The 21,774-nt window shown below is 66.1% G+C and carries 15 protein-coding genes; 11 read left to right on the forward strand and 4 right to left on the reverse strand.

Features of this window, described 5'->3' with window-relative positions; translation table 11 throughout:
* Positions 1–25 precede the first annotated feature (25 nt).
* The 4 genes from EJ069_RS23410 to EJ069_RS23425 all read right to left on the reverse strand — a co-directional run bounded on the left by EJ069_RS23410 (position 26) and on the right by EJ069_RS23425 (position 4,244).
* Positions 26–1,201 (reverse strand): glycosyltransferase family 87 protein, encoded by a 1,176-nt coding sequence (locus EJ069_RS23410; RefSeq protein WP_245456253.1) that lies wholly within the window; start codon positions 1,199–1,201, stop codon positions 26–28.
* A 113-nt stretch (positions 1,202–1,314) separates the two neighbouring features.
* Positions 1,315–1,932, reverse strand: coding sequence for an alpha-ketoglutarate-dependent dioxygenase AlkB (locus EJ069_RS23415; protein ID WP_126063328.1), 618 nt, complete (start codon positions 1,930–1,932; stop codon positions 1,315–1,317).
* A gap of 80 nt (positions 1,933–2,012) precedes the next feature.
* Entirely contained in the window at positions 2,013–2,450 is a 438-nt protein-coding gene (arfB, locus tag EJ069_RS23420; RefSeq protein ID WP_126063329.1) for an alternative ribosome rescue aminoacyl-tRNA hydrolase ArfB, read from the reverse strand.
* A gap of 183 nt (positions 2,451–2,633) precedes the next feature.
* Entirely contained in the window at positions 2,634–4,244 is a 1,611-nt protein-coding gene (locus tag EJ069_RS23425; protein WP_126063330.1) for a phosphoenolpyruvate carboxykinase, read from the reverse strand.
* 340 nt (positions 4,245–4,584) lie between these two features.
* On the opposite strand from EJ069_RS23425, the gene EJ069_RS23430 reads away from it, so the two are divergent.
* The 11 genes from EJ069_RS23430 to addA all read left to right on the forward strand — a co-directional run bounded on the left by EJ069_RS23430 (position 4,585) and on the right by addA (position 21,735).
* On the forward strand, positions 4,585–5,286 hold the full coding sequence (locus tag EJ069_RS23430; RefSeq protein ID WP_126063331.1) for a response regulator transcription factor: 702 nt from the start codon (positions 4,585–4,587) through the stop codon (positions 5,284–5,286).
* Positions 5,287–5,415: 129 nt separating this feature from the next.
* Entirely contained in the window at positions 5,416–7,200 is a 1,785-nt protein-coding gene (locus EJ069_RS23435; RefSeq protein ID WP_126063332.1) for a sensor histidine kinase, read from the forward strand.
* Between the two features lie 12 nt (positions 7,201–7,212).
* The gene (locus tag EJ069_RS23440) at positions 7,213–7,674 is read left to right on the forward strand and encodes an HPr kinase/phosphorylase (RefSeq protein ID WP_126063333.1); all 462 of its coding nucleotides are present in this window, start codon (positions 7,213–7,215) and stop codon (positions 7,672–7,674) included.
* Positions 7,675–7,838: 164 nt separating this feature from the next.
* Positions 7,839–8,240, forward strand: a complete 402-nt coding sequence (locus tag EJ069_RS23450) for a PTS sugar transporter subunit IIA (protein WP_027166957.1) — start codon at positions 7,839–7,841, stop codon at positions 8,238–8,240.
* A complete protein-coding gene (locus tag EJ069_RS23455) occupies positions 8,237–8,533 on the forward strand; it encodes an HPr family phosphocarrier protein (protein WP_095819113.1) in 297 nt (98 codons plus the stop codon). The genes EJ069_RS23450 and EJ069_RS23455 overlap by 4 nt, the downstream gene beginning before the upstream one ends.
* Before the next feature lie 165 nt (positions 8,534–8,698).
* Positions 8,699–10,099, forward strand: a complete 1,401-nt coding sequence (gene ahcY, locus EJ069_RS23460; protein ID WP_126063335.1) for an adenosylhomocysteinase — start codon at positions 8,699–8,701, stop codon at positions 10,097–10,099.
* A gap of 190 nt (positions 10,100–10,289) precedes the next feature.
* The gene (locus EJ069_RS23465; RefSeq protein WP_126063336.1) at positions 10,290–12,869 is read left to right on the forward strand and encodes a PAS domain-containing sensor histidine kinase; all 2,580 of its coding nucleotides are present in this window, start codon (positions 10,290–10,292) and stop codon (positions 12,867–12,869) included.
* A gap of 10 nt (positions 12,870–12,879) precedes the next feature.
* Positions 12,880–14,391, forward strand: coding sequence for a tRNA (adenosine(37)-N6)-threonylcarbamoyltransferase complex ATPase subunit type 1 TsaE (gene tsaE / locus EJ069_RS23470; protein ID WP_126063337.1), 1,512 nt, complete (start codon positions 12,880–12,882; stop codon positions 14,389–14,391).
* Positions 14,388–15,110 (forward strand): nucleotidyltransferase family protein, encoded by a 723-nt coding sequence (locus EJ069_RS23475; RefSeq protein WP_126063338.1) that lies wholly within the window; start codon positions 14,388–14,390, stop codon positions 15,108–15,110. Before tsaE ends, EJ069_RS23475 begins: the two co-directional genes overlap by 4 nt.
* Positions 15,107–18,226: a double-strand break repair protein AddB gene (addB, locus tag EJ069_RS23480; RefSeq protein WP_126063339.1), complete on the forward strand. Its 3,120-nt coding sequence runs from the start codon at positions 15,107–15,109 to the stop codon at positions 18,224–18,226. Before EJ069_RS23475 ends, addB begins: the two co-directional genes overlap by 4 nt.
* Positions 18,223–21,735, forward strand: coding sequence for a double-strand break repair helicase AddA (addA, locus tag EJ069_RS23485; protein ID WP_126063340.1), 3,513 nt, complete (start codon positions 18,223–18,225; stop codon positions 21,733–21,735). The genes addB and addA overlap by 4 nt, the downstream gene beginning before the upstream one ends.
* The last annotated feature ends 39 nt before the right edge of the window (positions 21,736–21,774 follow it).

Raw genomic sequence — 21,774 nt, forward strand, 5'->3', positions numbered from 1 at the left:
CCGCGCGGAAACCCGGCACGAACGCTTACGCGAGCGAGGGCTCTCCGGAAAATTGCGCCTTCCTGCCTCTCGTCCATACCGAAAGCAGCATCCAGCCGGCAATGAACAGCGGGATCAGGACACCGAGGCAATATCCGCCGTGTGTGAACAAATGCGCGACGAACGGCCAGAGCCAGCAGATCGCCAGTATCAGTCGAGGCGGCCTGGAGACCATCGTGGCAAGAATTGCGACCGCCACGGCCACGCCAATCGTGTCGTAGGTGTAACCATAAGGCGTGGCAAGAATCGCAAGGACAGCGGTGAGCGCCACGCGTTCCTGGTGCGAAACCAGGCGCCCCGGACGCCAAAGCCATGCCGCAGCAGCGATGGAAGCCACGGTGGCGACCGCCTGAACGGCGTAGGCGGGCCCCAGCCCGAAGCCAACCGCCCTCGCCGTGAAGAACACCGTTATCGCGTTGTACTGATAGGGCTGCGGGTAAGGCGCTTCCATGATCGCCGTCATCAAGGGACGGGTTTCGGTCAGGAACAGGTGCCAGACATCGAAGCCGAAGAACAGGCCGGTGGCGACGGCAATCACGACGCTGGTGCAGACGGCCGCGAGAATGGCGCGCCAGTTGCCGCTGGCAAGCAGGCAGAAAGGTACGAGAATGCCGAGATGCGGCTTTATCGTGAGCAGGCCGAACAGGACCCCGGCCAGCAACGGGCGCTTCGGCGCCGCGGCGAGGCCCCCAATCAACAAGGCGGCGGTCAACGCGCCGTTCTGCCCGAAAACAGAGTTCCAGATGACGGCCGGACTCAAGACAATCGCGAGTTCCAGGGCAGCGCCGAGTCTCAGCGGCCGGATTGCCAGCCACAGACACAGAACGGTGCCCACCGTCCAGATCAGGTAAGCGGGCAGGATCGGCAGGGTCGCGAGTGGGACGCCAAGCAGCAGGATATTCGGCGGATAGCTCCATTCCTGATTTGGAAGGTTGGGCGAGAACATGCCGCGCAGCGCCGCGCGGTAGCCGTCCGCGTCGAAAAGCAGGGCGACGTGGCCATCCATCGCCATACGGGAACCTGCCCAGAGATTGGTGAAATCCCAGTAGGGCAGCCTGTGCGACAGCTCGGAAAATCCTTTGCTGTTCAGGGTCCATAGGCTGCTCAGGTAAAACTCGGCCATCCAAAGCCCGATGATCGACACCACCGTGACGATGGCCACGTCTAGGAGGCTTCTGGTCCTGATCCAGTCCGGTTCCATGACGACCTCGGTTTCGCGCCCGCGCTTGTAGCCCAGATGTCCTTAAGATCGCGTTGCATGAGCACCAGGGATCGTCAGCCAGGCACCGTCACCCGCCGCAGCGTCAGATTGATGCGGCCGCCATTCTTCAATAGGGCCGACGTCGCCGGATATATGCGGTCGACGCCGTGGAAGGAGAGGCGGCCTTCGCCGCCCAGCACGACGACGTCGCCGCTCTTGAGCCGGAACGATTTGGTGCCCGCTTCGCGCGTGTTCTGACCGATGCGGAACAGGCAGTCGTCGCCCAGCGAGACCGACACAACGGGCGCGTCAAAATCCTGCTCGTCGCGGTCCTGGTGCAGACCCATCCTGGCGTCCGCCGCATAGAAGTTGACAAGACAGGCCTCGGGCGGATGCGGGTAGGCCGAGACTTCGCGCCACAATTGCAGCAGCGCGTCGGGGATCGGCGGCCAAGGCTCGCCGGTCACAGGATGCGTCGGCTGGTAGCGATAGCCGCGCTCCTTGTCGGTGACCCAGCCAAGCGCGCCGCAATTGGTCATACGCACGCTCATCTCCTTGCCGGTGCGCGGCATGGCCGGAACGTAGAGGGGTGCGGCCTGCACCACGCGCCTTATTTCCTCGACCAGCGCTTCCTGGGCGTGGCGCGCGATGTAGCCCGGCATGTGGCGGACGCCCTTGGGCAGAACGAGCATGGATCACCATCAATTGGCCCGAGAGCATGCCACCGAAGGAACAGTTCCGCGACCCGAAAACGGCTTCCGGCATGCTGTTCTCAGTCGCTGTCGACGCGACCGCGCAGCTTCTTCACCGTCGACCGGCCTGCCTTGCTCTTGAGGCGGCGCTCCACGGCGCCTTTGGACGGCCTGGTCTTCTTGCGCGGCGGCGGCGGCGGCTCGGCCGCCTTGGCGACCAGCGCGGTCAGGCGCGCCCGCGCATCGGCGCGGTTCTGCTCCTGGGTGCGGAACCGGCCGGCCTCGATGACGATGACGCCGTCCTTGGTGGCGCGCTGGCCAGCAAGCTTGATCGCGCGGGCGCGGACCCGCTCGCTAAGGCCCGAAGCGTTCGCCGCGTCGAAGCGCAACTGCACGGCGGTGGCCACCTTGTTGACGTTCTGGCCGCCCGGGCCGGACGAGCGGATGAAGTCCTCATGCAGGTCGCCCGCATGGATGACCGCTTCGCCTGATATGATGATGTCGTCGTCGCTCGCCATGGAGCACTCATGACGCGACGGCCGCAAAAAGAAAAGGCCCGGCGCAGGGGCTTCACCGTTTCACGGAAACGGCGAATCCACGCTGGCTCTCTGTGTTGGCGCAATTCCGGTCGGAAAACCGTTTCGCACTTTCCTGGAATAGCGCTGGCCGGGCCCTGGAGGTGAGGACGCTCGAGGCAGCGATTATTCCGCCGCCTCCTGCAGGCGCGGCGCTGCGCCCAGGATGGCGGCGTCGACGTGACGCTCGAACTTCTCGAAATTGGTCGCGAACATGTTGACCAGCTTCGCCGCCTGGCGGTCGTAGCCGGCCTTGTCCGCCCAGGTCGAGCGCGGGTCGAGAATGGCGCCGTCGACGCCCGGAACCGCCACCGGCACTTCGAAACCGAAATTGGCGTCGGTGCGGAACTCGGCCGACTTCAGCGAACCATCGAGCGCGGCGCCCAGAAGAGCGCGCGTCACCTTGATCGGCATGCGGCGGCCGATGCCGTAGGCGCCGCCGGTCCAGCCGGTGTTGACCAGCCAGCAATCGACCTTGTGCTCGGCGATCAGCTCGCGCAGCAGATTGCCGTATTCCGAGGGATGGCGCGGCATGAAGGGCGCGCCGAAGCAGGTCGAGAAGGTCGCCTCCGGCTCGGTGACGCCCTTTTCCGTGCCGGCGACCTTGGCGGTGTAGCCGGACAGGAAGTGGTACATCGCCTGCGCCGGGGTCAATTTGGCGATCGGCGGCATCACGCCGAAAGCGTCGGCGGTCAGCATGATGATGTTCTTCGGATGGCCGGCGCGGCCGGTCTTCGAGGCGTTGGGGATGAAGTCCAGCGGATAGGCGCAGCGCGTGTTCTCGGTGAGGCTGCCGTCGTTGAAATCCGGCACGCGGCCGGCATCGAGCACGACATTCTCCAACACCGTACCGAAGCGCTGCGTGGTGGCGAAGATCTCCGGCTCGGCCTCGGCCGACAGCCGGATCGTCTTGGCGTAGCAGCCGCCCTCGAAATTGAAGACGCCGTGCGGGCCCCAGCCATGCTCGTCGTCGCCGATCAGCGTGCGCGACGGATCCGCCGACAGCGTCGTCTTGCCGGTGCCGGACAGGCCGAAGAACACCGCCGCGTCGCCGGCCGGGCCCTCATTGGCGGAACAGTGCATGGGCATCACGCTCTTTTGCGGCAGCAGGTAGTTCAGCATGGTGAATACCGACTTCTTCATCTCGCCGGCATAGGACGTGCCGCCGATCAGCACGATCTTGCGGATCAGGTCGACCGCGATCACGGTTTCGGTGCGGGTGCCGTGACGCGCCGGATCGGCGCGGAAAGACGGCAGATCGATGATCGTCATGTCGGGGAGGAAGCGCTCGAGCTCGGCGGCTTGCGGGCGGATCAAGAGGTTGCGGATGAAAAGCGAGTGCCAGGCAAATTCGGTGATGACCCGGGTCGGCAGCTTGAGGTCGGCGTCGGCGCCGCCGACCAGGTCCTGGACATAGAGATCCTTGTCCGCGGCGTGGGCGCGGAAATCGGAAAGCAGCGTCTCGAACTGGGCGGGCGAGATCGCCTTGTTGTTGTCCCACCAGACATGCGGCTCGGTCGCCTCGTCGCGCACGACGAATTTGTCCTTCGGCGAACGCCCGGTGTGCTGACCGGTCTCGGCGACCAGCGCGCCTTGCGCGGTCAGCCTCGCCTCGCTGCGCCGGATCGCTTCCTCGTAGAGTTCGGCCGCGCCGAGATTGTAGCGCACCATGCCCGTGGTCTTCAGGCCGATCGCGTCAATAGCGCAGTCGGGGTTGCGTTTGCCGGCTTCCGACATCAAATTTCCTCTCTGGATTTGGCCGCATGTGACGGGGATTTCCCGGAGCCCGCACCGGGGCTGTCAGGTTCAGAACCAGAAAAGCCGAATGATATCAAATCATTAATCGATTTAAAAAATTTGAAAGTTGTTTAAATCGTTTATATGTGCAAAAAGTCGCGGAAGTTGCCCAAAGGATTGGCAGACTTCAATCGTCCAATCCCGTTATGGGTGCGATGGTGTGTAGCGGCAGGCCGCCCGTGACTTCGGACAGGGCCCGTGCCACATTTTGTACCCAATTTGTCCTGCAAAAGCCCCTTCTCGACGACAGAAGGGACAGCTCATGAGGGAGCCGCTTGAAATGGCAACAATCGCGCTTGTCGACGACGACCGCAACATCCTGACCTCGGTGTCGATCGCGCTCGAATCCGAGGGCTACCGGGTCGAAACCTACACCGACGGCGCGTCGGCGCTGGAAGGCCTGGCGGCGCGGCCGCCGAACCTCGCCATCCTCGACATCAAGATGCCGCGCATGGACGGCATGGAGCTGTTGCGCCGCATGCGGCAGAAATCGGACCTGCCGGTGATCTTCCTGACGTCGAAGGACGACGAGATCGACGAATTGTTCGGCCTCAAGATGGGTGCCGACGACTTCATCCGCAAACCCTTCTCGCAGCGGCTCCTGGTCGAGCGCGTGCGGGCGGTGCTGCGCCGGACTAGCGCCCGCGAGGCGGCGGCCAAGGCGCCTACCCAGCAGGCCCGCTCGCTGGAACGCGGCCAGCTGGTGATGGACCAGGAACGCCACACCTGCACCTGGAAAGGCGAGCCGGTGACGCTGACGGTGACCGAGTTCCTCATCCTGCATTCGCTGGCGCAGCGCCCCGGTGTGGTGAAAAGCCGTGATGCGCTGATGGATTCGGCCTATGATGAGCAGGTCTATGTCGACGACCGCACCATCGACAGCCACATCAAGCGGCTGCGCAAGAAGTTCAAGGCCGTCGACGACGACTTCGAGATGATCGAAACCCTTTACGGAGTCGGGTACCGGTTCCGCGAAGCTTGAGGTCGTGAATGGTGAATAGTGAATGGCGGATGGTCCGCGGGTCCTTTATGGACCTCGCCTCATGTTAGGCGCCCATTTTTCCTTTCACCATTTACCATTCACTATTCACCAAACAGGGCCTGCTATTCGATGGCAGTGGAAGTAGAGCGAGGCAGACGGGCGGGCGCGGCAAGGCGTCCGCCGCGGATCGTGCCCGCCTTCGTGTCGAGAATCACGGTGCCGATGCGCCGGTTTCTCGGCCATCACATCTTCTCCAGCCTGACGCGGCGCATTCTGTTCCTCAACCTGGCCGGCCTTGCCGTGCTGGTGACCGGCATCCTCTACCTCAACACCTTTCGCGACGGCCTGATCGACGCCCGCGTCGAGAGCCTGATGACGCAGGGCGAAATCATCGCCGGCGCGATCGCCGCCTCGGCGACGGTGGAAACCGATTCGATCAGCATCGACCCGGAAAAACTGCTCGAGCTGCAGGCCGGCGAGAGCCTGGGGCCCGGATCGGACCAGCTCGACAATCTTGACTTCCCGATCAATCCCGAACGCGTTGCGCCGGTGCTGAGACGGCTGATCTCGCCGACGCGCACCCGCGCCCGCATCTATGACCGCGACGCGAACCTCCTGCTCGATTCACGGCATCTCTATTCGCGCGGCCAGATCCTGCGCTACGACCTGCCGCCCGTCGACGACGAACAGCCCGGCCTCGTGGAGCGGGTCGAGAAGTTCATCTTCGACTTCTTCCGCAACAAGGACCTGCCCGTCTATCACGAGCAGCCCGGCGGCAATGGCGCGGCCTTCCCAGAGGTGGTCAAGGCGCTGACCGGCAGCCCTTCGACCATCGTGCGGGTGAGCGAGCAGGGCGAGCAGATCGTCTCCGTCGCGGTGCCGATCCAGCGTTTTCGCGCCGTGCTGGGTGTGCTGATGCTGTCCACCGAGGGCGGCGACATCGACAAGATCGTCGCGGCCGAGCGCAAGGCGATCCTGCGCGTCTTCGGCGTCGCGGCGCTGGTCACCGCGATCCTCTCGATGCTTCTGGCGTCCACCATCGCCAATCCGCTGCGGCGGCTTTCCGCCGCCGCCGTCAGGGTGCGGCGCGGCGTCAAGAACCGCGAGGAAATACCGGACTTTTCCGACCGGCAGGACGAGATCGGCAATTTGTCCATCGCCGTGCGCGACATGACCAATGCGCTTTACGCGCGCATCGAGGCGATCGAAAGCTTCGCCGCCGACGTCTCGCACGAATTGAAGAACCCGCTGACATCGCTGCGCAGCGCCGTCGAGACGCTGCCCTTGGCGAAGAACGACACGTCTCGCGCGCGGCTGATGGAGATCATCCAGCACGACGTGAAGCGGCTCGACCGGCTGATCACCGACATCTCCGACGCCTCCCGTCTCGACGCGGAGCTGGCGCGGGAGGACGCCGGAACCGTGGACCTGAAGAAGTTCATCACCGATCTGGTCGCGGTCTCGCGCGAGACCACGCGCAACAAGAAGGCCGTCGAGATCGAGCTCAAGGTGGCCAAGCTGCCGGCCGGCGCCAAGGGCTATTTCGTCGTCGGCCATGATCTGAGGATCGGTCAGGTCATCACCAACCTGATCGAGAACGCGCGCTCCTTCGTGCCCGACGAGCACGGCCACATCGCGATCTCATTGGCGCGCGCTGGAAAGTTCAACATCATCACCGTCGACGACAACGGCCCGGGTATCCGGGCCGAGAACATCGACCGCATCTTCGAGCGCTTCTACACCGACCGGCCGGCCGGCGAGGCGTTTGGCCAGAACTCCGGCCTCGGGCTGTCGATCAGCCGCCAGATCGTCGAGGCGCATGGCGGCACGCTGACGGCCGAAAACATCCCCGGCACCAAGCCCGGCGAGGTCAAGGGCGCGCGTTTCGTGGTGACGCTGCCGGCGGAAGGCTGACGCTAGCCGAACATGCCGGACACCGCCGCGAAGCCCCTGAACATCCACGGGACGGCCCTCCTGATCGGCGAGCGCGGCGTGCTGATCACCGGGCCGTCCGGCGCCGGCAAGACGACGCTGGCGCTGGCGCTCCTCGATCATTGCCGCACCCGCGGCATGTTTTCCCGGCTGGTCGGCGATGACCAGCTGTTCGCCGCCGCGCATGGCGGGCGGCTGGTGTGCCGCGCGCCGGCAAGCATCGCGGGCCTCTGCGAGGTGCACGGCATCGGGCCGCGGCCACTGGCCTTCGAGCCGGCCGCCGTGATCGACCTTGTCGTTCGGCTTGTCGAGCCGGCCGCCATGGCGCGGCTGCAGGACGAAGCCACCGAGACGATCGAGGGTTGCCGGCTGCCCCGCATCGACATCACCCGGCAAAATGTCACCGCCGCGCTGCCCATGCTGATGGCGCGGCTGGCGATCCAGCCTTTTTCATGATCCGGCCGAGGTTTTTTGCTGCGATGCGTCAAAATGGCCCAAGCCGCCGCAATTTTGGGCTTGTCAACCGGCCGTGCGTCGACAAGATAGCGCTCCCGCCGCCTGGAATGGCTGGCGAACATAATATACGCCTGTGAAGCGGCGATGACGGGAGCCACCAGAGAATGATCGGACTCGTGCTCGTGACGCACGGTCAACTCGCAACCGAGTTCCGGCATGCCGTAGAACATGTCGTCGGGCCGCAAGACAATTTCGAAACCGTGGCGATCGGCGCCGACGACGACATGGAGCAGCGCCGGGCCGACATCGTCGATGCGGTGGCGCGCGTCGACACTGGCGCCGGCGTCATCGTGCTCACCGACATGTTCGGCGGCACGCCCTCCAACCTCGCCATCTCGGTGATGGAATCCGGCCGCACCGAGGTCATCGCCGGCATGAACCTGCCGATGCTGATCAAGCTCTCCTCGATCCGCAAGGGCGACAACATGGCCGCCGCGCTCGACGAAGCGCAGGCGGCGGGCCGCAAATACATCAATGTCGCCAGCCAGCTCCTGAGCAGCAAATGAACGCATCGGCGCCGCAGACGGATGAGGTTGTGCGGGAGTTCCCGATCATCAATCAGCGCGGCCTGCATGCGCGCGCTTCGGCGAAATTCGTCCAGGTTGCCAGCGGATTCAATGCCACCATCCATGTCGAGAAGGATGGCGTGAAGGTCGGCGGCACCTCGATCATGGGCCTGATGATGCTGGCGGCGAGCCCGGGCTATTCGATCCGCGTGATCGCCAGCGGCCCGGAAGCCGTGCCGGCCATGGACGCGCTGGAGCAGCTGGTCGCCTCGCGTTTCGGCGAGGAAATCTAGTCCCCGGCCTCACATTTCGCGCCTCGAAGACATGCGCGCATAAAGATTTCTTTATGTCCCATTGTCGTATGACGGCCGATCTGCTAGTCAGGCCGGCAACCGCGCCCTTCCACGCGCCTCCCGGCGCCGGCGCGCATTGAGAAAAAATCACACCGGAGCACTGCCATGACGGGTAGCAAGGACTATGTGGTCGCCGACATCTCGCTTGCCGGCTGGGGCCGCAAGGAGATCGAGATCGCCGAAACCGAAATGCCGGGCCTGATGGCCTGCCGCGAAGAGTTCGGCGCCAAGAAGCCGCTGAAGGGCGCGCGCATCACCGGCTCGCTGCACATGACGATCCAGACGGCGGTGCTGATCGAGACGCTGAAGGCGCTGGGCGCCGACATCCGCTGGGCATCGTGCAACATCTTCTCGACGCAGGACCATGCGGCCGCGGCGATCGCCGAAGCCGGCATCCCGGTGTTCGCCATCAAGGGCGAGTCGCTCCAGGACTATTGGGATTACACCGACCGCATCTTCCAGTGGACCGATGGCGGCACCTCCAACATGATCCTGGACGATGGCGGCGACGCCACCATGTACATCCTGCTCGGCGCGCGTGCAGAGGCCGGCGAGGACGTGTTGTCCAATCCCGGCAGCGAGGAGGAAGAGATCCTGTTCGCGCAGATCAAGAAGCGCCTGAAGGCTTCGCCGGGCTTTTTCACGAAGCAGCGCGAAGCGATCCGCGGCGTCACCGAGGAGACCACCACCGGCGTCAACCGCCTCTACCAGCTGCAGAAGAAGGGCCTGCTGCCCTTCCCGGCGATCAACGTCAACGATTCCGTCACCAAGTCGAAGTTCGACAACAAATATGGCTGCAAGGAATCGCTGGTCGACGGCATCCGCCGCGGCACCGACACGATGATGGCCGGCAAGGTCGCGGTGGTGTGCGGCTATGGCGACGTCGGCAAGGGCTCGTCGGCCTCGCTGCGCGGCGCCGGCGCCCGCGTCAAGGTCACCGAGGTCGACCCGATCTGCGCGCTGCAGGCGGCGATGGACGGCTTCGAGGTGGTGACGCTGGAAGACGCGGCCCCGACCGCCGACATCGTCATCACCACCACCGGCAACAAGGATGTCGTCACGCTCGACCACATGCGGGCGATGAAGGACATGGTGATCGTCGGCAACATTGGCCACTTCGACAACGAGATCCAGGTGGCGTCGCTGCGCAACCTGAAATGGACCAACGTCAAGCCGCAGGTCGACCTGATCACCTTCCCGGACGGCAAGCGGATGATCCTTCTCTCCGAGGGACGCCTGCTCAACCTCGGCAACGCCACCGGACATCCGAGCTTCGTCATGTCGGCCTCGTTCACCAACCAGGTGCTGGCCCAGATCGAGCTGTTCACCAAGCACGGCCAGTACCAGAACCAGGTCTATGTGCTGCCCAAGCATCTCGACGAGAAGGTGGCGCGGCTGCATCTCGACAAGCTCGGCGCCAAACTGACCGAGCTCTCCGGCGAGCAGGCCGCCTATATCGGCGTGACGCCGCAGGGCCCGTATAAGCCGGAACACTACCGCTATTAACCAAAGCGAAATTAGCTACCAGATATTGAAGCCGGGTGGTTGACTTTCCGCCCGGCTTCATTTTTTGCGCCAATGATTCTTCACGCCGATTCCGGCAGGCGTTATTGTTGTGATTCGCGGTCCGGGGACATGTTGGGCCGGGGACGCATTCAGGGCGGTCTTGCATTCAAGCGGCGAAGAGGACCAAGACATGCCGGGGGATTACCCGCCAAGCGCGGGAAAGGCCGTTTCCGGCGGCCATGAGGATTCGAACGAAGCCGGCCCCGCCGTGACCGGCGGCGGTTTTCTCGCCGGTGCGCGGCAGGCCTTGCTTCTTGCCACCTCGGCGCTTGCCAGCCCGCTGCTCGCCTTTGCCGCGCGCGCCGACACAAGCCTTCCGGGAAAGGCCGCGGCGCCGGTCAGCACCGTCGAGGTCATGCAGCTCGCCATGTTCGTCGGTGTGATGGGCGCGGCGCTTGTCTCGGCCATCTTCCTGATCCGCGAACGCGGGCGCACCGCCGCGCAGAATGCCCAGCTCAGGGCCCGCATCGCGGACGTCAACGCGGCGCTGCAGCGTTCCGAGGCGCTGCTCAACCTGCGCGACCAGCGGCTGATCGTCTGGGCCACGGACAACAAGAAACCCGAACTCATCGGCAGCCTGCCGTTGGAAAGCGGCGCGCCCGACGACAGGTCCGCCTTCCTCGCTTTCGGCCGCTGGCTGATGCCGCGCTCGGCGGCGGCGCTGGAACACGCGGTCGCCGCGCTGCGCGAGCAGGCAAAGGCCTTCGATCTGGTTATCGAAACGCAGGCCGGCGTGCCGCTGGAAGTGCATGGCCGCAAGAGCGCGGCTCATGTCTTGGTGCGCTTCGTCTCGCTGTCGGAGACGCTGCGCAACCAGGCCAGGCTGAAGATCGAGAACCAGCGGCTCAGCGCCGACCACGACACCATGATCGGCCTGCTCGACGCGTTGAAGATGCCGGCATGGCTGCGGTCAGCGGACGGCCGATTGCAATGGGTCAACCGCGCCTATGCCGAGGCGGTGGAGGCAGAAAGCCCGGGCGCGGCCGTGCGCGACGCCAGGGAATTCCTTGGCGGCCAGGCGCGCGAGCAGATCGCCGAGCAGCACAAGACGCGGCCGGTCTTCGAACAGACGCTTTCCACCGTGATCGATGGCGACCGCCGCATGTTCGCGGTCACCGACTTCGCCGGCGCCGATGGCTCGGCGGGGCTTGCCTGCGACACAAGCGCGGCGGAGACCATCCGCGCCGAATATGAGCGGACCGTGCGCAGCCATGCCGACACGCTCGACCAGTTGAACACCGCGGTGGCGATCTTCGACACAGAGGAAAAGCTGCGCTTCTTCAACCAGGCCTTCCAGAAGCTGTGGGGCCTGGATTCGGGCTTCCTGCTCAGCGCGCCCTCCAACACGCTGCTGCTCGACCGGCTGCGCTCGGAAGGCAGGATCGCCGAGCAGCCGGAATGGCGGCGCTGGAAGGAGAACCTGCTCAGCGCCTACCGCGCCGTCGAATCGCAGGAGCATTGGTGGCACCTGCCGGACGGCAAGACGATCCGCGTGGTGGCGAACCCGCAGCCGAAGGGCGGCGTCACCTGGGTGTTCGAGAACCTGACCGAGAAGATGGATCTCGAAAGCCGCTACCAGACCGCCGTGCGGGTGCAGGGCGAGACGCTGGACAACCTCGCCGAAGGCGTGGTCGTCTTCGGTCCGGACGGGCGGCTGCGCCTGTCCAATCCGGCCTTCGTCGCGCTTTGGGGGCTGACGGCGGAAGCGGTCAAGCCCAACGTCCATGTCTCGGCGATCCGCGACCTCTGCGACCAGCACGCCGCGAACAGCCCGTGGGGCGGCTTCGTCGCCGCCGTCACCGGCTTCGACGATGAGCGCCGCGACCGGCGCGGCCAGATCGAGCTGATCAACGGCAACGTGCTGAGCTACGCGGTGATCCACCTGCCCAACGGCCAGGTGATGATCACCTTCGTCGACGTCACCGACACCGTCAATGTCGAGCGGGCGCTGAAGGACAGGAATGAAGCGCTGGAGAAATCCGACCAGCTGAAGAACGAATTCGTGCAGCACGTGTCCTATGAGCTGCGCTCGCCGCTGACCAACATCATCGGCTTCACCGAGTTGCTGTCGCTGCCCGCCACCGGGCCGTTGACGCCGAAGCAGCGCGAATATGTCGAGTATGTCGGCTCGTCGTCATCGGTGCTGCTCACCATCGTCAACGACATTCTCGACTTGGCCACCGTAGACGCCGGCATCATGCAGCTCGACATTTCCGAGATGAACATCGACCGGACGATCGCCGCGGCGGCCGAACTGGTCGCCGACCGGCTGGACGAGCACCGGATCAAGCTCGCGATCGACTCGACGGAGGCGCCGGCGAGCTTCCATGGCGACGAGACCCGCATCCGCCAGATCCTCTACAATTTGCTCAGCAACGCGGCGAACTATGCGCCGGAGGCAAGCACGATCCGGCTTACCTGCCGGCGGCTGGCCGACGGCGTCGAGTTCTCGGTGCATGATGACGGCCCCGGCATGCCGCCGGACGTGCTGGAGTCGGTCTTCCGCCGCTTCGAGCCGCGCGCCAATGGCGGGCGGCGGCGCGGCGCGGGGCTCGGACTCTCGATCGTCAAGAGCTTCGTCGAGCTGCATGGCGGAACCGTGCGCATCGAGACCGGCCAGGACAGGGGCACCACGGTGATCTGCACCTTCCCGGACAAGCCGTCCGGAATCCCGGATACGCCGGCCGGCATCCGCGACGCGGCCGAGTAGCGCGGCCTATATGACAGGGATGGTGCTGGAGCGTTTTCTCGCCGACGAGGCGGCAACGGCAAGGCTTGGCGAGGATCTCGCCATGGCATTGCGCGCCGGCGACGCGATCGCGCTCAAAGGCGATCTCGGCGCCGGCAAGTCGACGCTGGCCCGCGCGCTGATCCGAGCGCTGGCCGACGATGCCAGCCTCGAGGTGCCCAGCCCGACCTTCACGCTGGTACAGAGCTACGAGACGCGCGTCCCCGTCCACCATTTCGACCTCTATCGGCTTTCCTCACCGGACGAGCTCGACGAACTTGGGCTCGACGATGCTCTCAGCCAAGGCACGGCGCTGATCGAATGGCCGGAACGGGCTGCAGACCGCTTGCCTGTAAATACGCTGTGGGTCGATCTCGCCGATCATGGCGAGGGCCGCTTGGCGCGGTTGTCGGGACAGGGACCGGCCTATGATCGCCTGGTGCGATCACTGGCCATGCGCGATTTCCTGGTCTCGGCCGGATGGGGCGAAGCCAGCCGCCGCCATTTTGTCGGCGACGCCTCCGCCCGCTCCTACGAGATCGTCTCACTGCCCGCCCAGGCGCCGCGCGTGCTGATGAACTCACCGCGCCTCGTGCTCGGGCCGCCCGTGCGCGAGGGCAAGTCCTATGCGGTGATCGCTCACACGGCTCAATCCGTCGCCGCCTTCGTCGCCATCGACAAGGCGCTGCTGGCGAACGGGGTCAGCGTGCCGGTGATCCATGCCCAGGACCTCGACCAGGGTTTTCTGCTCCTCGAGCATCTCGGCTCCGAAGGCTTCTTGAGCGGCGACGGCCAGCCTATCGCAGAGCGTTACGAGGCGGCGGCCGAGTTGCTTGCCATGATGCATGGCAAGGCCTGGCCCCCGCGCATGGAAGCAGCGCCCGGCGTGGTCCACGACGTGCCGCCCTTCGATCGCGACGCCATGCTGATCGAGGCCGATCTCCTGGTCGACTGGTATGTGCCTTGGATCACCGGCGGGCCGGCAAACGGCGTGTTGCGGGCAGGCTATCACAAGGAATGGAACGCGGTGCTCGACCGCCTCGCCGGCAGCGAATACACGCTGATGCTGCGCGATTTCCATTCGCCCAACATCATCTGGCGCGCAGAGCGATCGGCCCTCGACCGGCTCGGCATCGTCGACGTCCAGGACGCGCTGATCGGCCCCGCCGCCTATGACGTCGCCTCCCTGGCCATGGACGCACGCGTCACCGTCTCGCCCGAGATCGAGCGGCGGACGGTGGCGGCCTATGTCGCGGCGCGGCATGCCGCGGGCGCCTTCGATGAGGCCGGCTTCGCCGAGGCCTACGCGATCATGGCGGCGCAACGCAATTCGAAAATCCTCGGCATCTTCGTTCGGCTCGAAAAGCGCGACGGCAAGCCCTACTATCTGAAGCACCTGCCGCGCATCCGCGACTATCTGAGGCGGGCACTGGCGCATCCGGCGCTGGCCGGCCTGAAGGAATTCTACATGGCGCACGGCCTGCTCGAGGAACGGGTCCCATGAAACCGACGACCGCGATGGTGCTGGCGGCCGGGCTCGGCAAGCGCATGCGACCGATCACCGACACGATGCCGAAGCCGCTGGTGAAGATCGCCGGCAAGACCTTGCTCGACTGGGGGCTGGACAGCCTGGAGGCCGCCGGCATCGCCAAGGCGGTCGTCAACGTGCACTATCTGCCTGAGCAGATCGTCGCCCATGTCGCCGGACGCAGCGCGCCGAAGATCGTCATCTCCGACGAGCGCGAGGCGCTGCTGGAATCGGCGGGCGGCATCGTCAAGGCGCTGCCGCTCTTGGGCAGCGAGCCCTTCTACATCATCAACGCCGATACCTTCTGGATCGACAGCGGCAAGCCCAGCCTCGAGCGTCTCGCCCTTGCATGGGACGCCGCCAGAATGGATATTCTGCTGATGCTTACCGATCTCGACTCAGCGACCGGGCATTGCGTCGGCACCGATTTCCTGGTTGCTCCGGATGGCGCGCTCACGCGCTCGAAGGGTGATCCCGCGGGCCTGATCTATGCCGGCGCCGCCATCATCCATCCGCGTATCTTCAGGCAACCGCCGACCGGCTCGCATTCGCTCAACGTCTATTTCGACAAGGCGATCGCCGCCGGGCGCCTGTTCGGCATGAAGATGAACGGGCGCTGGATCACCGTCGGCACGCCCGACGCGATACCTGCCGCTGAAGCGGCTGTGGCCGGCGCCCTCGCGAAAGCAATATGAGCGGCGCGCGCCGCGTCCTTTCCATCCCGCCCGGAGCGCCGTTCCTGCCGACGCTGGCGGAGGCGTTGCTCGACGGGCGCTTGATTCCCGGCTTCCGCTTCGACGGCGAGCCGCTGGCGCTGGCCGACGCTACCATCTACGTGCCGACCCGGCGCGCGGCGCGGGCGCTGCGCGGCGCCTTCGTCGACATGCTCGGTCAACGCTCGGCCATCCTGCCGACGGTGCGGCCGCTCGGCGAGTTCGACGAGGATGAGGCAGCCTTCGACGCCGAGGCGGCGCCGGCGATAGACCTCGCGCCGCCAATCGCTGCGCAGGAACGGCTGCTTTTGCTGGCGCCGCTGGTGCGCGCCTGGAAGGAAAGCCTGCCGGCGCATGTCAGAGAGCGGTTCAACGAGGAATTCGTCGTGCCGACCTCGGCCGCCGACGCCATCTGGCTGGCGCGCGACCTTGCCCGGCTGATGGACGAGATCGAGACCGAAGGCACGGATTGGGCGAAGCTCGCGACGCTGGTCACCGGCAATCTCGCCGGCTGGTGGCAGGTGACGCTCGATTTCCTCGGCATCGTCACCGACAACTGGCCGGAACTGCTGAAGGAGCGCAACCGCTCCAATCCGGCCGCGCATCGCAGCGCGCTGATCCGGCTGGAGGCGGCGCGGCTGAAGAGCAATCCGCCTTCCGGTCCGGTGATCGCCGCCGGTTCGACTGGCTCGATTCCCGCCACGGCGGAACTGCTTGGCGTGATCGCCGGGCTGCCCAATGGCGCCGTCGTGCTGCCCGGGCTCGACCGCGAGCTGGATGACGCATCCTTCGCGGCGATCACGGCGCCCGGCGCGCGTCCGGCAACGCTCGGCCACCCGCAATACGGCCTCGCCAAGCTGATCGGCGGCATCGGCATCCCGCGCCGCGATGTCGAGGATGTCGTCGCCGCGCCGCCGCCGCTGGCGCTGCGCGCGGCCCTTGTCGGCGAGGCGCTGCGGCCGGCCGAAACCACCGAATACTGGACCGAGACACGACCGCGCTTCACGTCATATGACATCGGACAGGCGCTTGCGGGCGTGACGCTGGTGGAAGCAGCGAACGAACGCGACGAGGCGGCGGCAATCGCCATCGCCTTGAGGCGGGCGGTGGAGACTCCGGGCAAACGCGCGGCGCTCGTCACCGGCGACCGGGCGCTGGCGCGGCGGGTCTCGGCCGAGCTTCTGCGTTTCGGCGTCGTCGCCGACGATTCCGGCGGCGCGCCGCTCATCAACACGCCGGCCGCCAGCCTGCTCAGGCTCGCGCTGAGCGCCGCCTTCCGGCCCGGCGACCCGGTAAGCCTGCTCTCCTTGCTCAAGCATCCGCTGCTCGGGCTCGGCCTCGAACGCCAGGCCGTGCGCAAGGCGGCCGAGCTGGTCGAGCTGGTCGCCTTACGGGGAGGCACGGGCCGGCCCGATGTCGCATCGCTCGGCGCGCTTTTCGAGACGCGGCTCGCGGAGCTGAGCGGCGACACAAGGCAGCCTTTCTGGTTTTCGCGGCTGACCGTGCGCGGCATCGAGCAGGCGCACGGCATGCTTAGCCGCCTTACCAAGGCGCTCTCGCCGCTCACCGCTATGCGTGACGAGAAGGACGCCGACATCGCGACGCTGACGAGCGCAAACGTCGTCGCGCTGGAGGATCTCGGCCGCGCCGCCGATGGCAGCCTGGCGGAACTCTATGCCGGCGATGCCGGCGAAAAGCTCGCCGAGCTGTTGCGCGGGCTGGTGGCTGCGTCGTCGCCCTTCACTTTCGCCGCTTCGGAATGGCCCGACGTGATGGAAGCGCTGATCGCGCCGGAGACGGTGAAGCCGGCGCAAGGCACCGACCGCAGCATCGCCATCTGGGGTGCGCTGGAAGCGCGATTGCAGAATGTCGACACGCTGGTCATCGGCGGGCTCAATGAAGGGGTCTGGCCGCGCAAGCCCGAGAGCGACCGCTTCATGTCGCGGCTGATGAAGACCGGCATCAACCTCGAGCCGCCGGAGCGGCGCATCGGCCTTGCCGCGCATGATTTCCAGATGGCGATGGGCACGAAAGAGGTCGTGCTGACACGGTCGGCGCGCTCGGGCGACGCGCCGGCGGTGCCGTCGCGCTGGCTGCAGCGCATCCTGACCTTCATCGGCAAGGGGCCGGCGGCGGCGCTTCGCGGGCGGGGTGACGCGCTGCTTGGCTGGGCGCGCTCGATCGATGCCGGCGAGAAGAAGGATTTCGCCGCCCGCCCGCAGCCCAGGCCGCCGCTCAGCATGCGGCCGCAGCATTTCTCGGTCACCGAGATCGAGACGCTGCGACGCGACCCCTACGCGGTCTATGCGCGGCGCATCCTCGGGCTCTCGCCGCTCGAGCCGTTGATCCGCGATCCGGGCGCCGCCGAACGCGGCACTTTGTTTCACGAGGTCCTGCATCTGTTCTCGCGGCGGGTGGAGGATCCAAGGGCGCCGAATGCGCTCTCGAGCCTCATCGAAGCCGGCCGCCTCTGTTTTGCCGAGGCAAAGCTTCCGCCGGACATCGAGGCTGTCTGGTGGCCGCGTTTCGAAAAGCTCGCCGAGAACATCATCGAGTGGGAGCACACCCGCGCCGATGCCGTCGCGAGACGCTATGCCGAGGAACGCGCCGAGAAGACTGTGGTCGGCCGCACCGGCGTGACGCTGTCGGGCTATGCCGACCGCGTTGACCTGCTGGCCGGCGGCATGGCCGACATACTCGACTACAAGACCGGCTCCTCGCCCTCGAAAGCGCAGGCGCACACGCTTTTGTCGCCGCAGCTTGCGCTGGAAGGCGCGCTGCTCAGGCGCGGCGCGTTCAGGGAACTCGGCATCCGCGAGCCCTCGCAGCTTGCCTTCGTGCGGCTGAAGCCGAATGGCGAGGTGTTCGAGGAATCGATCCTCGAATACAACCGCAAGCCCCGCACCGCCAACGACCTTTCCGAGGAAGCCTGGGCGCGGCTAGAGCGGCTGCTGTTCCATTATGCCGACCCGACCACCGGCTATCTGTCGCGCGCCCTTCCCTTCCGCGAGGGCGAGGCGGACGGCGATTACGATCATCTGGCGCGTGTGCTGGAATGGTCGGCGGGCGGCGCCAGCGAAGACGAGGCGGAAGGATGAAATATCCGATCCCCTCCGATACGGCCGCCAGCCAGGCGCGCGCCTCGGATCCTGCCTATTCCGCCTGGGTGTCGGCCAATGCCGGCTCCGGCAAGACGCATGTCCTGGCGCAGCGCGTGATTAGGCTCCTGCTCAACGGCACTGATCCGTCGAAGATCCTGTGCCTGACCTACACGCGGGCTGCCGCCGCCAACATGTCGAACCGCGTGTTCTCGACCCTGTCCGAATGGACAGCGCTGCCCGATGCGGAGCTGGCGGTCAGGATCGCGGCGCTGGACGGCCGCAGCGCCGACCGCGACATGATGCGGCGCGCGCGCCGGCTGTTCGCCGAGGCGCTGGAGACGCCGGGCGGGCTGAAGATCCAGACCATCCACGCCTTCTGCGAATCCGTGCTGCACCAGTTCCCGCTCGAAGCCAACATCCCGGCGCATTTCGAGATGCTCGATCCGCAGATGGAGGCCTCGCTGTTCGCCGATGCCCGCCGCGACATGATCTCGGGCGCTGGCGCCGGCGACGAAGGCCTGGCGGAAGCCTTCGCCACCGTGCTGGAGCGCGGCGGCGAGTTCGGTCTCGATTCCCTGCTTGCCGAGATCGTCGGCAAGCGCGACGAGTTGCGCGATTTCATCGCCAAGCTCGGCAGGGATCGGGATTTCCGGCCGCTCTTCGCCGAATTCGGCTTCAGGCCGGGACAGACGGCCGAGGGCATCGCCGCTTCGCTATGGCCGCTGCCTGGCTTCGACCTCCGCCAGTTCGCCGAATTCGCGCAGGCCGCCGAAGCCGCAGACGCGCGGCAGGTGCTGAACAATGTCATCCCTTATGCCAGGGGCGCCTTCGCCGAAGCCGACCCGATCCGCCGGCTGCGGCTGTTGGCAAAGGCCTTCCTCAAGGCCGACGGCGACCCCTATGAGCCGGCCAAGATCTTCAAGAAGGCGCTGGTCGACCGGCTGCCGGATTTGCCCGACCGCTACCTTGCGACGGTCAAGGCTATCCTCGACGTGTCGGACCGGCTGGCGCTGTTCCGCATGCTGGAAGGCACGGCGGCGGCGCTCACCGTCGCGGGCTGGCTGATCGCGCGCTACGAACAGCTGAAGCGCGGACGCGGCTTCCTCGACTTCAACGACCTCATCACCCGCACTGTGAGCCTGCTGTCACGGCCCGATGCCGGACCATGGGTGCAGTTCAAGCTCGACCAGGGCATCGATCATATCCTGCTCGACGAGGCGCAGGACACCAGCCCGGACCAATGGGAGGTGGTGAAGAAGCTGACGGAAGAGTTCTTTGCCGGGCTCGGCCAGCGCGAGGCAGTCAGGCGCACGGTGTTTGCCGTCGGTGACGAGAAGCAGTCGATCTACTCCTTCCAAGGGGCAGTGCCGGATTCCTTTGCTGAAAGCCGGCAGCTGTTTGCCGGGCGCGTGCGCGACGCCGAAGCCGCCTTCGCCAATCTCAAGCTCACCTGGTCGTTCCGGTCGAGCGACGATGTGCTGGCCGCCGTCGACCGCGTCTTCGCGGAACCCGGCGTGCGGCGCGGCATCAGCCACGATCCCGATCCGCTCAGCCACAAGGCGATCCGCAATGACGCGCCCGGCTATGTCGAGGTGTGGCCTTCGGTCGGCGCCGAAATGGTCGAGGAGCCGGGCGATTGGACGCTACCGGTCAACCATGCCAGCGCCCCCGCGGTGCGCGTCGCTGAGCATGTCGCCACGACCATCCAGACCTGGCTCAAGCAAGGCGAGGTGATCGAAGGCAAGGGCCGGAAGCTGACCGCCGGCGACATCCTGGTGCTGGTGCGCAAGCGCGACCGCTTCGTCCATGCGCTGTCGCGCAGCCTGAAGAACCGGCAGATCCCGGTCGCCGGCGCAGATCGGCTCAGCCTGCCCGGCCATATCGCGGTGCAGGACCTGATCGCGCTCGGACATTTCCTGATTCAGCCGGAAGACGATCTTTCCCTGGCCGCGGTGCTGCGCAGCCCCATCTTCGAGGTCTCCGAGGAGACGTTATTGACGCTTGCCGGCCAAAGGCCGAAGGGCCAGTCGCTGATTGCCTCGCTCAGGCATCACGCGGCCGAGGATGTTTCCCTCGCCGCTGTTGTTAGCCGGCTCGATGGCTGGGCAACCGAGGTGGCGTTCAAGCCGGTCTTCGAATTCTACGCCGCGGCGCTGGCGCGCGACGGGCTGCGCCGCAAGATGACGGCGCGGCTTGGACCCGAAGCCGGCGACATCCTCGACGAATTCCTGAGCTTCTGCATGGCCGAGGAACGGACCGGACTGCCGGGGCTGGAATCCTTCCTATCGACGCTGGAGAATGCCGGCCCGGAGATCAAGCGCGAGATGGACCAGACGCGCGACGAGGTCCGCGTCATGACCGTGCATGCCGCCAAGGGCCTGGAAGCGCCGGTGGTCTTCCTCGTCGATGGCGGCTCCGCGCCGTTCAGCGACCAGCATCTGCCCAGGCTGATGCCGTTCGAGAGCTCAGGCGGGCAATGGAAAGGCAAGGGCTATCTGTGGCGCTCGGCCAGCGATGTCGCCAATGGCGTCTCGAAGGCGGCCTCGGTGCGGGCGCGCGAGCTGGCGGACGACGAATACCGGCGGCTGCTCTATGTCGGCATGACGCGCGCCGAGGACCGGCTGATCGTCTGTGGCTATCACGGCAAGCGGCAGCCCAGCCCCGGCACCTGGCATTCGATCGTCAGCCGCGCGCTGCTGGGCGCGCCAGAGAGTTCCGAGCGGCGTCATCCGGCGACGGCCGATGTGGCGGTGCATCGCTTCCATATGACGAAACTACCGCCGGTGGCGCTGGCGGAGGGCGTAGCCGAGCATCCAATCGAGCATCTTGCGCCGCTGCCGGACACCCTTTTCCAGCCGTTGCCGCCCTATGAGGAGCTGCCGCGTCCGCTTTCGCCCTCCGGCGCCTCGGCGCTGATCGAGGAAGCAAACGACGCTATTCCCGATACGCGCTCGCCGGTGCTCGACGCTGCCGCCGAGCCCGGCTTCGCGGTCGTGCGCGGCCTTGCCTTGCACAAATTGCTGCAGATGCTGCCCGGCATCGCCGAGACGGAAAGGCACGGTTCGGCCGAGCGCTACCTGGCGCGCACCGGCGCAGATTGGCCAGATGGTGAGCGCGACAGGGCGATGGATGCGGTGCTCTCCATCCTGTCCGACGACCGCTTCGGCGCGTTGTTCTCGCCGTCGTCCCGCGCGGAGGTCGCGATCATGGGCAGCCTGGAGGTGAAGGGCAGGCTGCGTTCCATCTCCGGCAAGATCGATCGGGTGGCTGTTACCCCGCAAAACGTGTCGATCGTCGACTACAAGACCAACCGGCCGGCCCCCAAAGACCTTGCCGAAGTGCCGCCCGCCTATGTGTTGCAGCTTGCGCTCTATCGCGCGCTGCTTGAGCCGCTCTATCCGGGACGCGCGGTGACGGCGGCGCTGCTGTTCACCGAGGCACCGCGGCTGATCGAGCTGCCGGCCAGGGCCATGGACGATGCCCTTGCCCGACTCACGGGAGCGTGACACAAGAACTGCTTGAACATCGCCGCCGCAACCACCACA

It is taken from the genome of Mesorhizobium sp. M2A.F.Ca.ET.043.05.1.1 (assembly GCF_003952445.1).
In the GTDB taxonomy this organism is placed as follows: domain Bacteria; phylum Pseudomonadota; class Alphaproteobacteria; order Rhizobiales; family Rhizobiaceae; genus Mesorhizobium.

What these genes read in the sequence shown, in the direction of transcription:
- EJ069_RS23415 (WP_126063328.1), bottom strand. Translation starts at nt 1,932, where the DNA reads ATGCTCGTTCTGCCCAAGGGCGTCCGCCACATGCCGGGCTACATCGCG.
- arfB (WP_126063329.1), bottom strand. Translation starts at nt 2,450, where the DNA reads ATGGCGAGCGACGACGACATCATCATATCAGGCGAAGCGGTCATCCAT.
- EJ069_RS23425 (WP_126063330.1), bottom strand. Translation starts at nt 4,244, where the DNA reads ATGTCGGAAGCCGGCAAACGCAACCCCGACTGCGCTATTGACGCGATC.
- EJ069_RS23430 (WP_126063331.1), top strand. Translation starts at nt 4,585, where the DNA reads ATGGCAACAATCGCGCTTGTCGACGACGACCGCAACATCCTGACCTCG.
- EJ069_RS23435 (WP_126063332.1), top strand. Translation starts at nt 5,416, where the DNA reads ATGGCAGTGGAAGTAGAGCGAGGCAGACGGGCGGGCGCGGCAAGGCGT.
- EJ069_RS23440 (WP_126063333.1), top strand. Translation starts at nt 7,213, where the DNA reads ATGCCGGACACCGCCGCGAAGCCCCTGAACATCCACGGGACGGCCCTC.
- EJ069_RS23450 (WP_027166957.1), top strand. Translation starts at nt 7,839, where the DNA reads ATGATCGGACTCGTGCTCGTGACGCACGGTCAACTCGCAACCGAGTTC.
- EJ069_RS23455 (WP_095819113.1), top strand. Translation starts at nt 8,237, where the DNA reads ATGAACGCATCGGCGCCGCAGACGGATGAGGTTGTGCGGGAGTTCCCG.
- ahcY (WP_126063335.1), top strand. Translation starts at nt 8,699, where the DNA reads ATGACGGGTAGCAAGGACTATGTGGTCGCCGACATCTCGCTTGCCGGC.
- EJ069_RS23465 (WP_126063336.1), top strand. Translation starts at nt 10,290, where the DNA reads ATGCCGGGGGATTACCCGCCAAGCGCGGGAAAGGCCGTTTCCGGCGGC.
- tsaE (WP_126063337.1), top strand. Translation starts at nt 12,880, where the DNA reads ATGACAGGGATGGTGCTGGAGCGTTTTCTCGCCGACGAGGCGGCAACG.
- EJ069_RS23475 (WP_126063338.1), top strand. Translation starts at nt 14,388, where the DNA reads ATGAAACCGACGACCGCGATGGTGCTGGCGGCCGGGCTCGGCAAGCGC.
- addB (WP_126063339.1), top strand. Translation starts at nt 15,107, where the DNA reads ATGAGCGGCGCGCGCCGCGTCCTTTCCATCCCGCCCGGAGCGCCGTTC.
- addA (WP_126063340.1), top strand. Translation starts at nt 18,223, where the DNA reads ATGAAATATCCGATCCCCTCCGATACGGCCGCCAGCCAGGCGCGCGCC.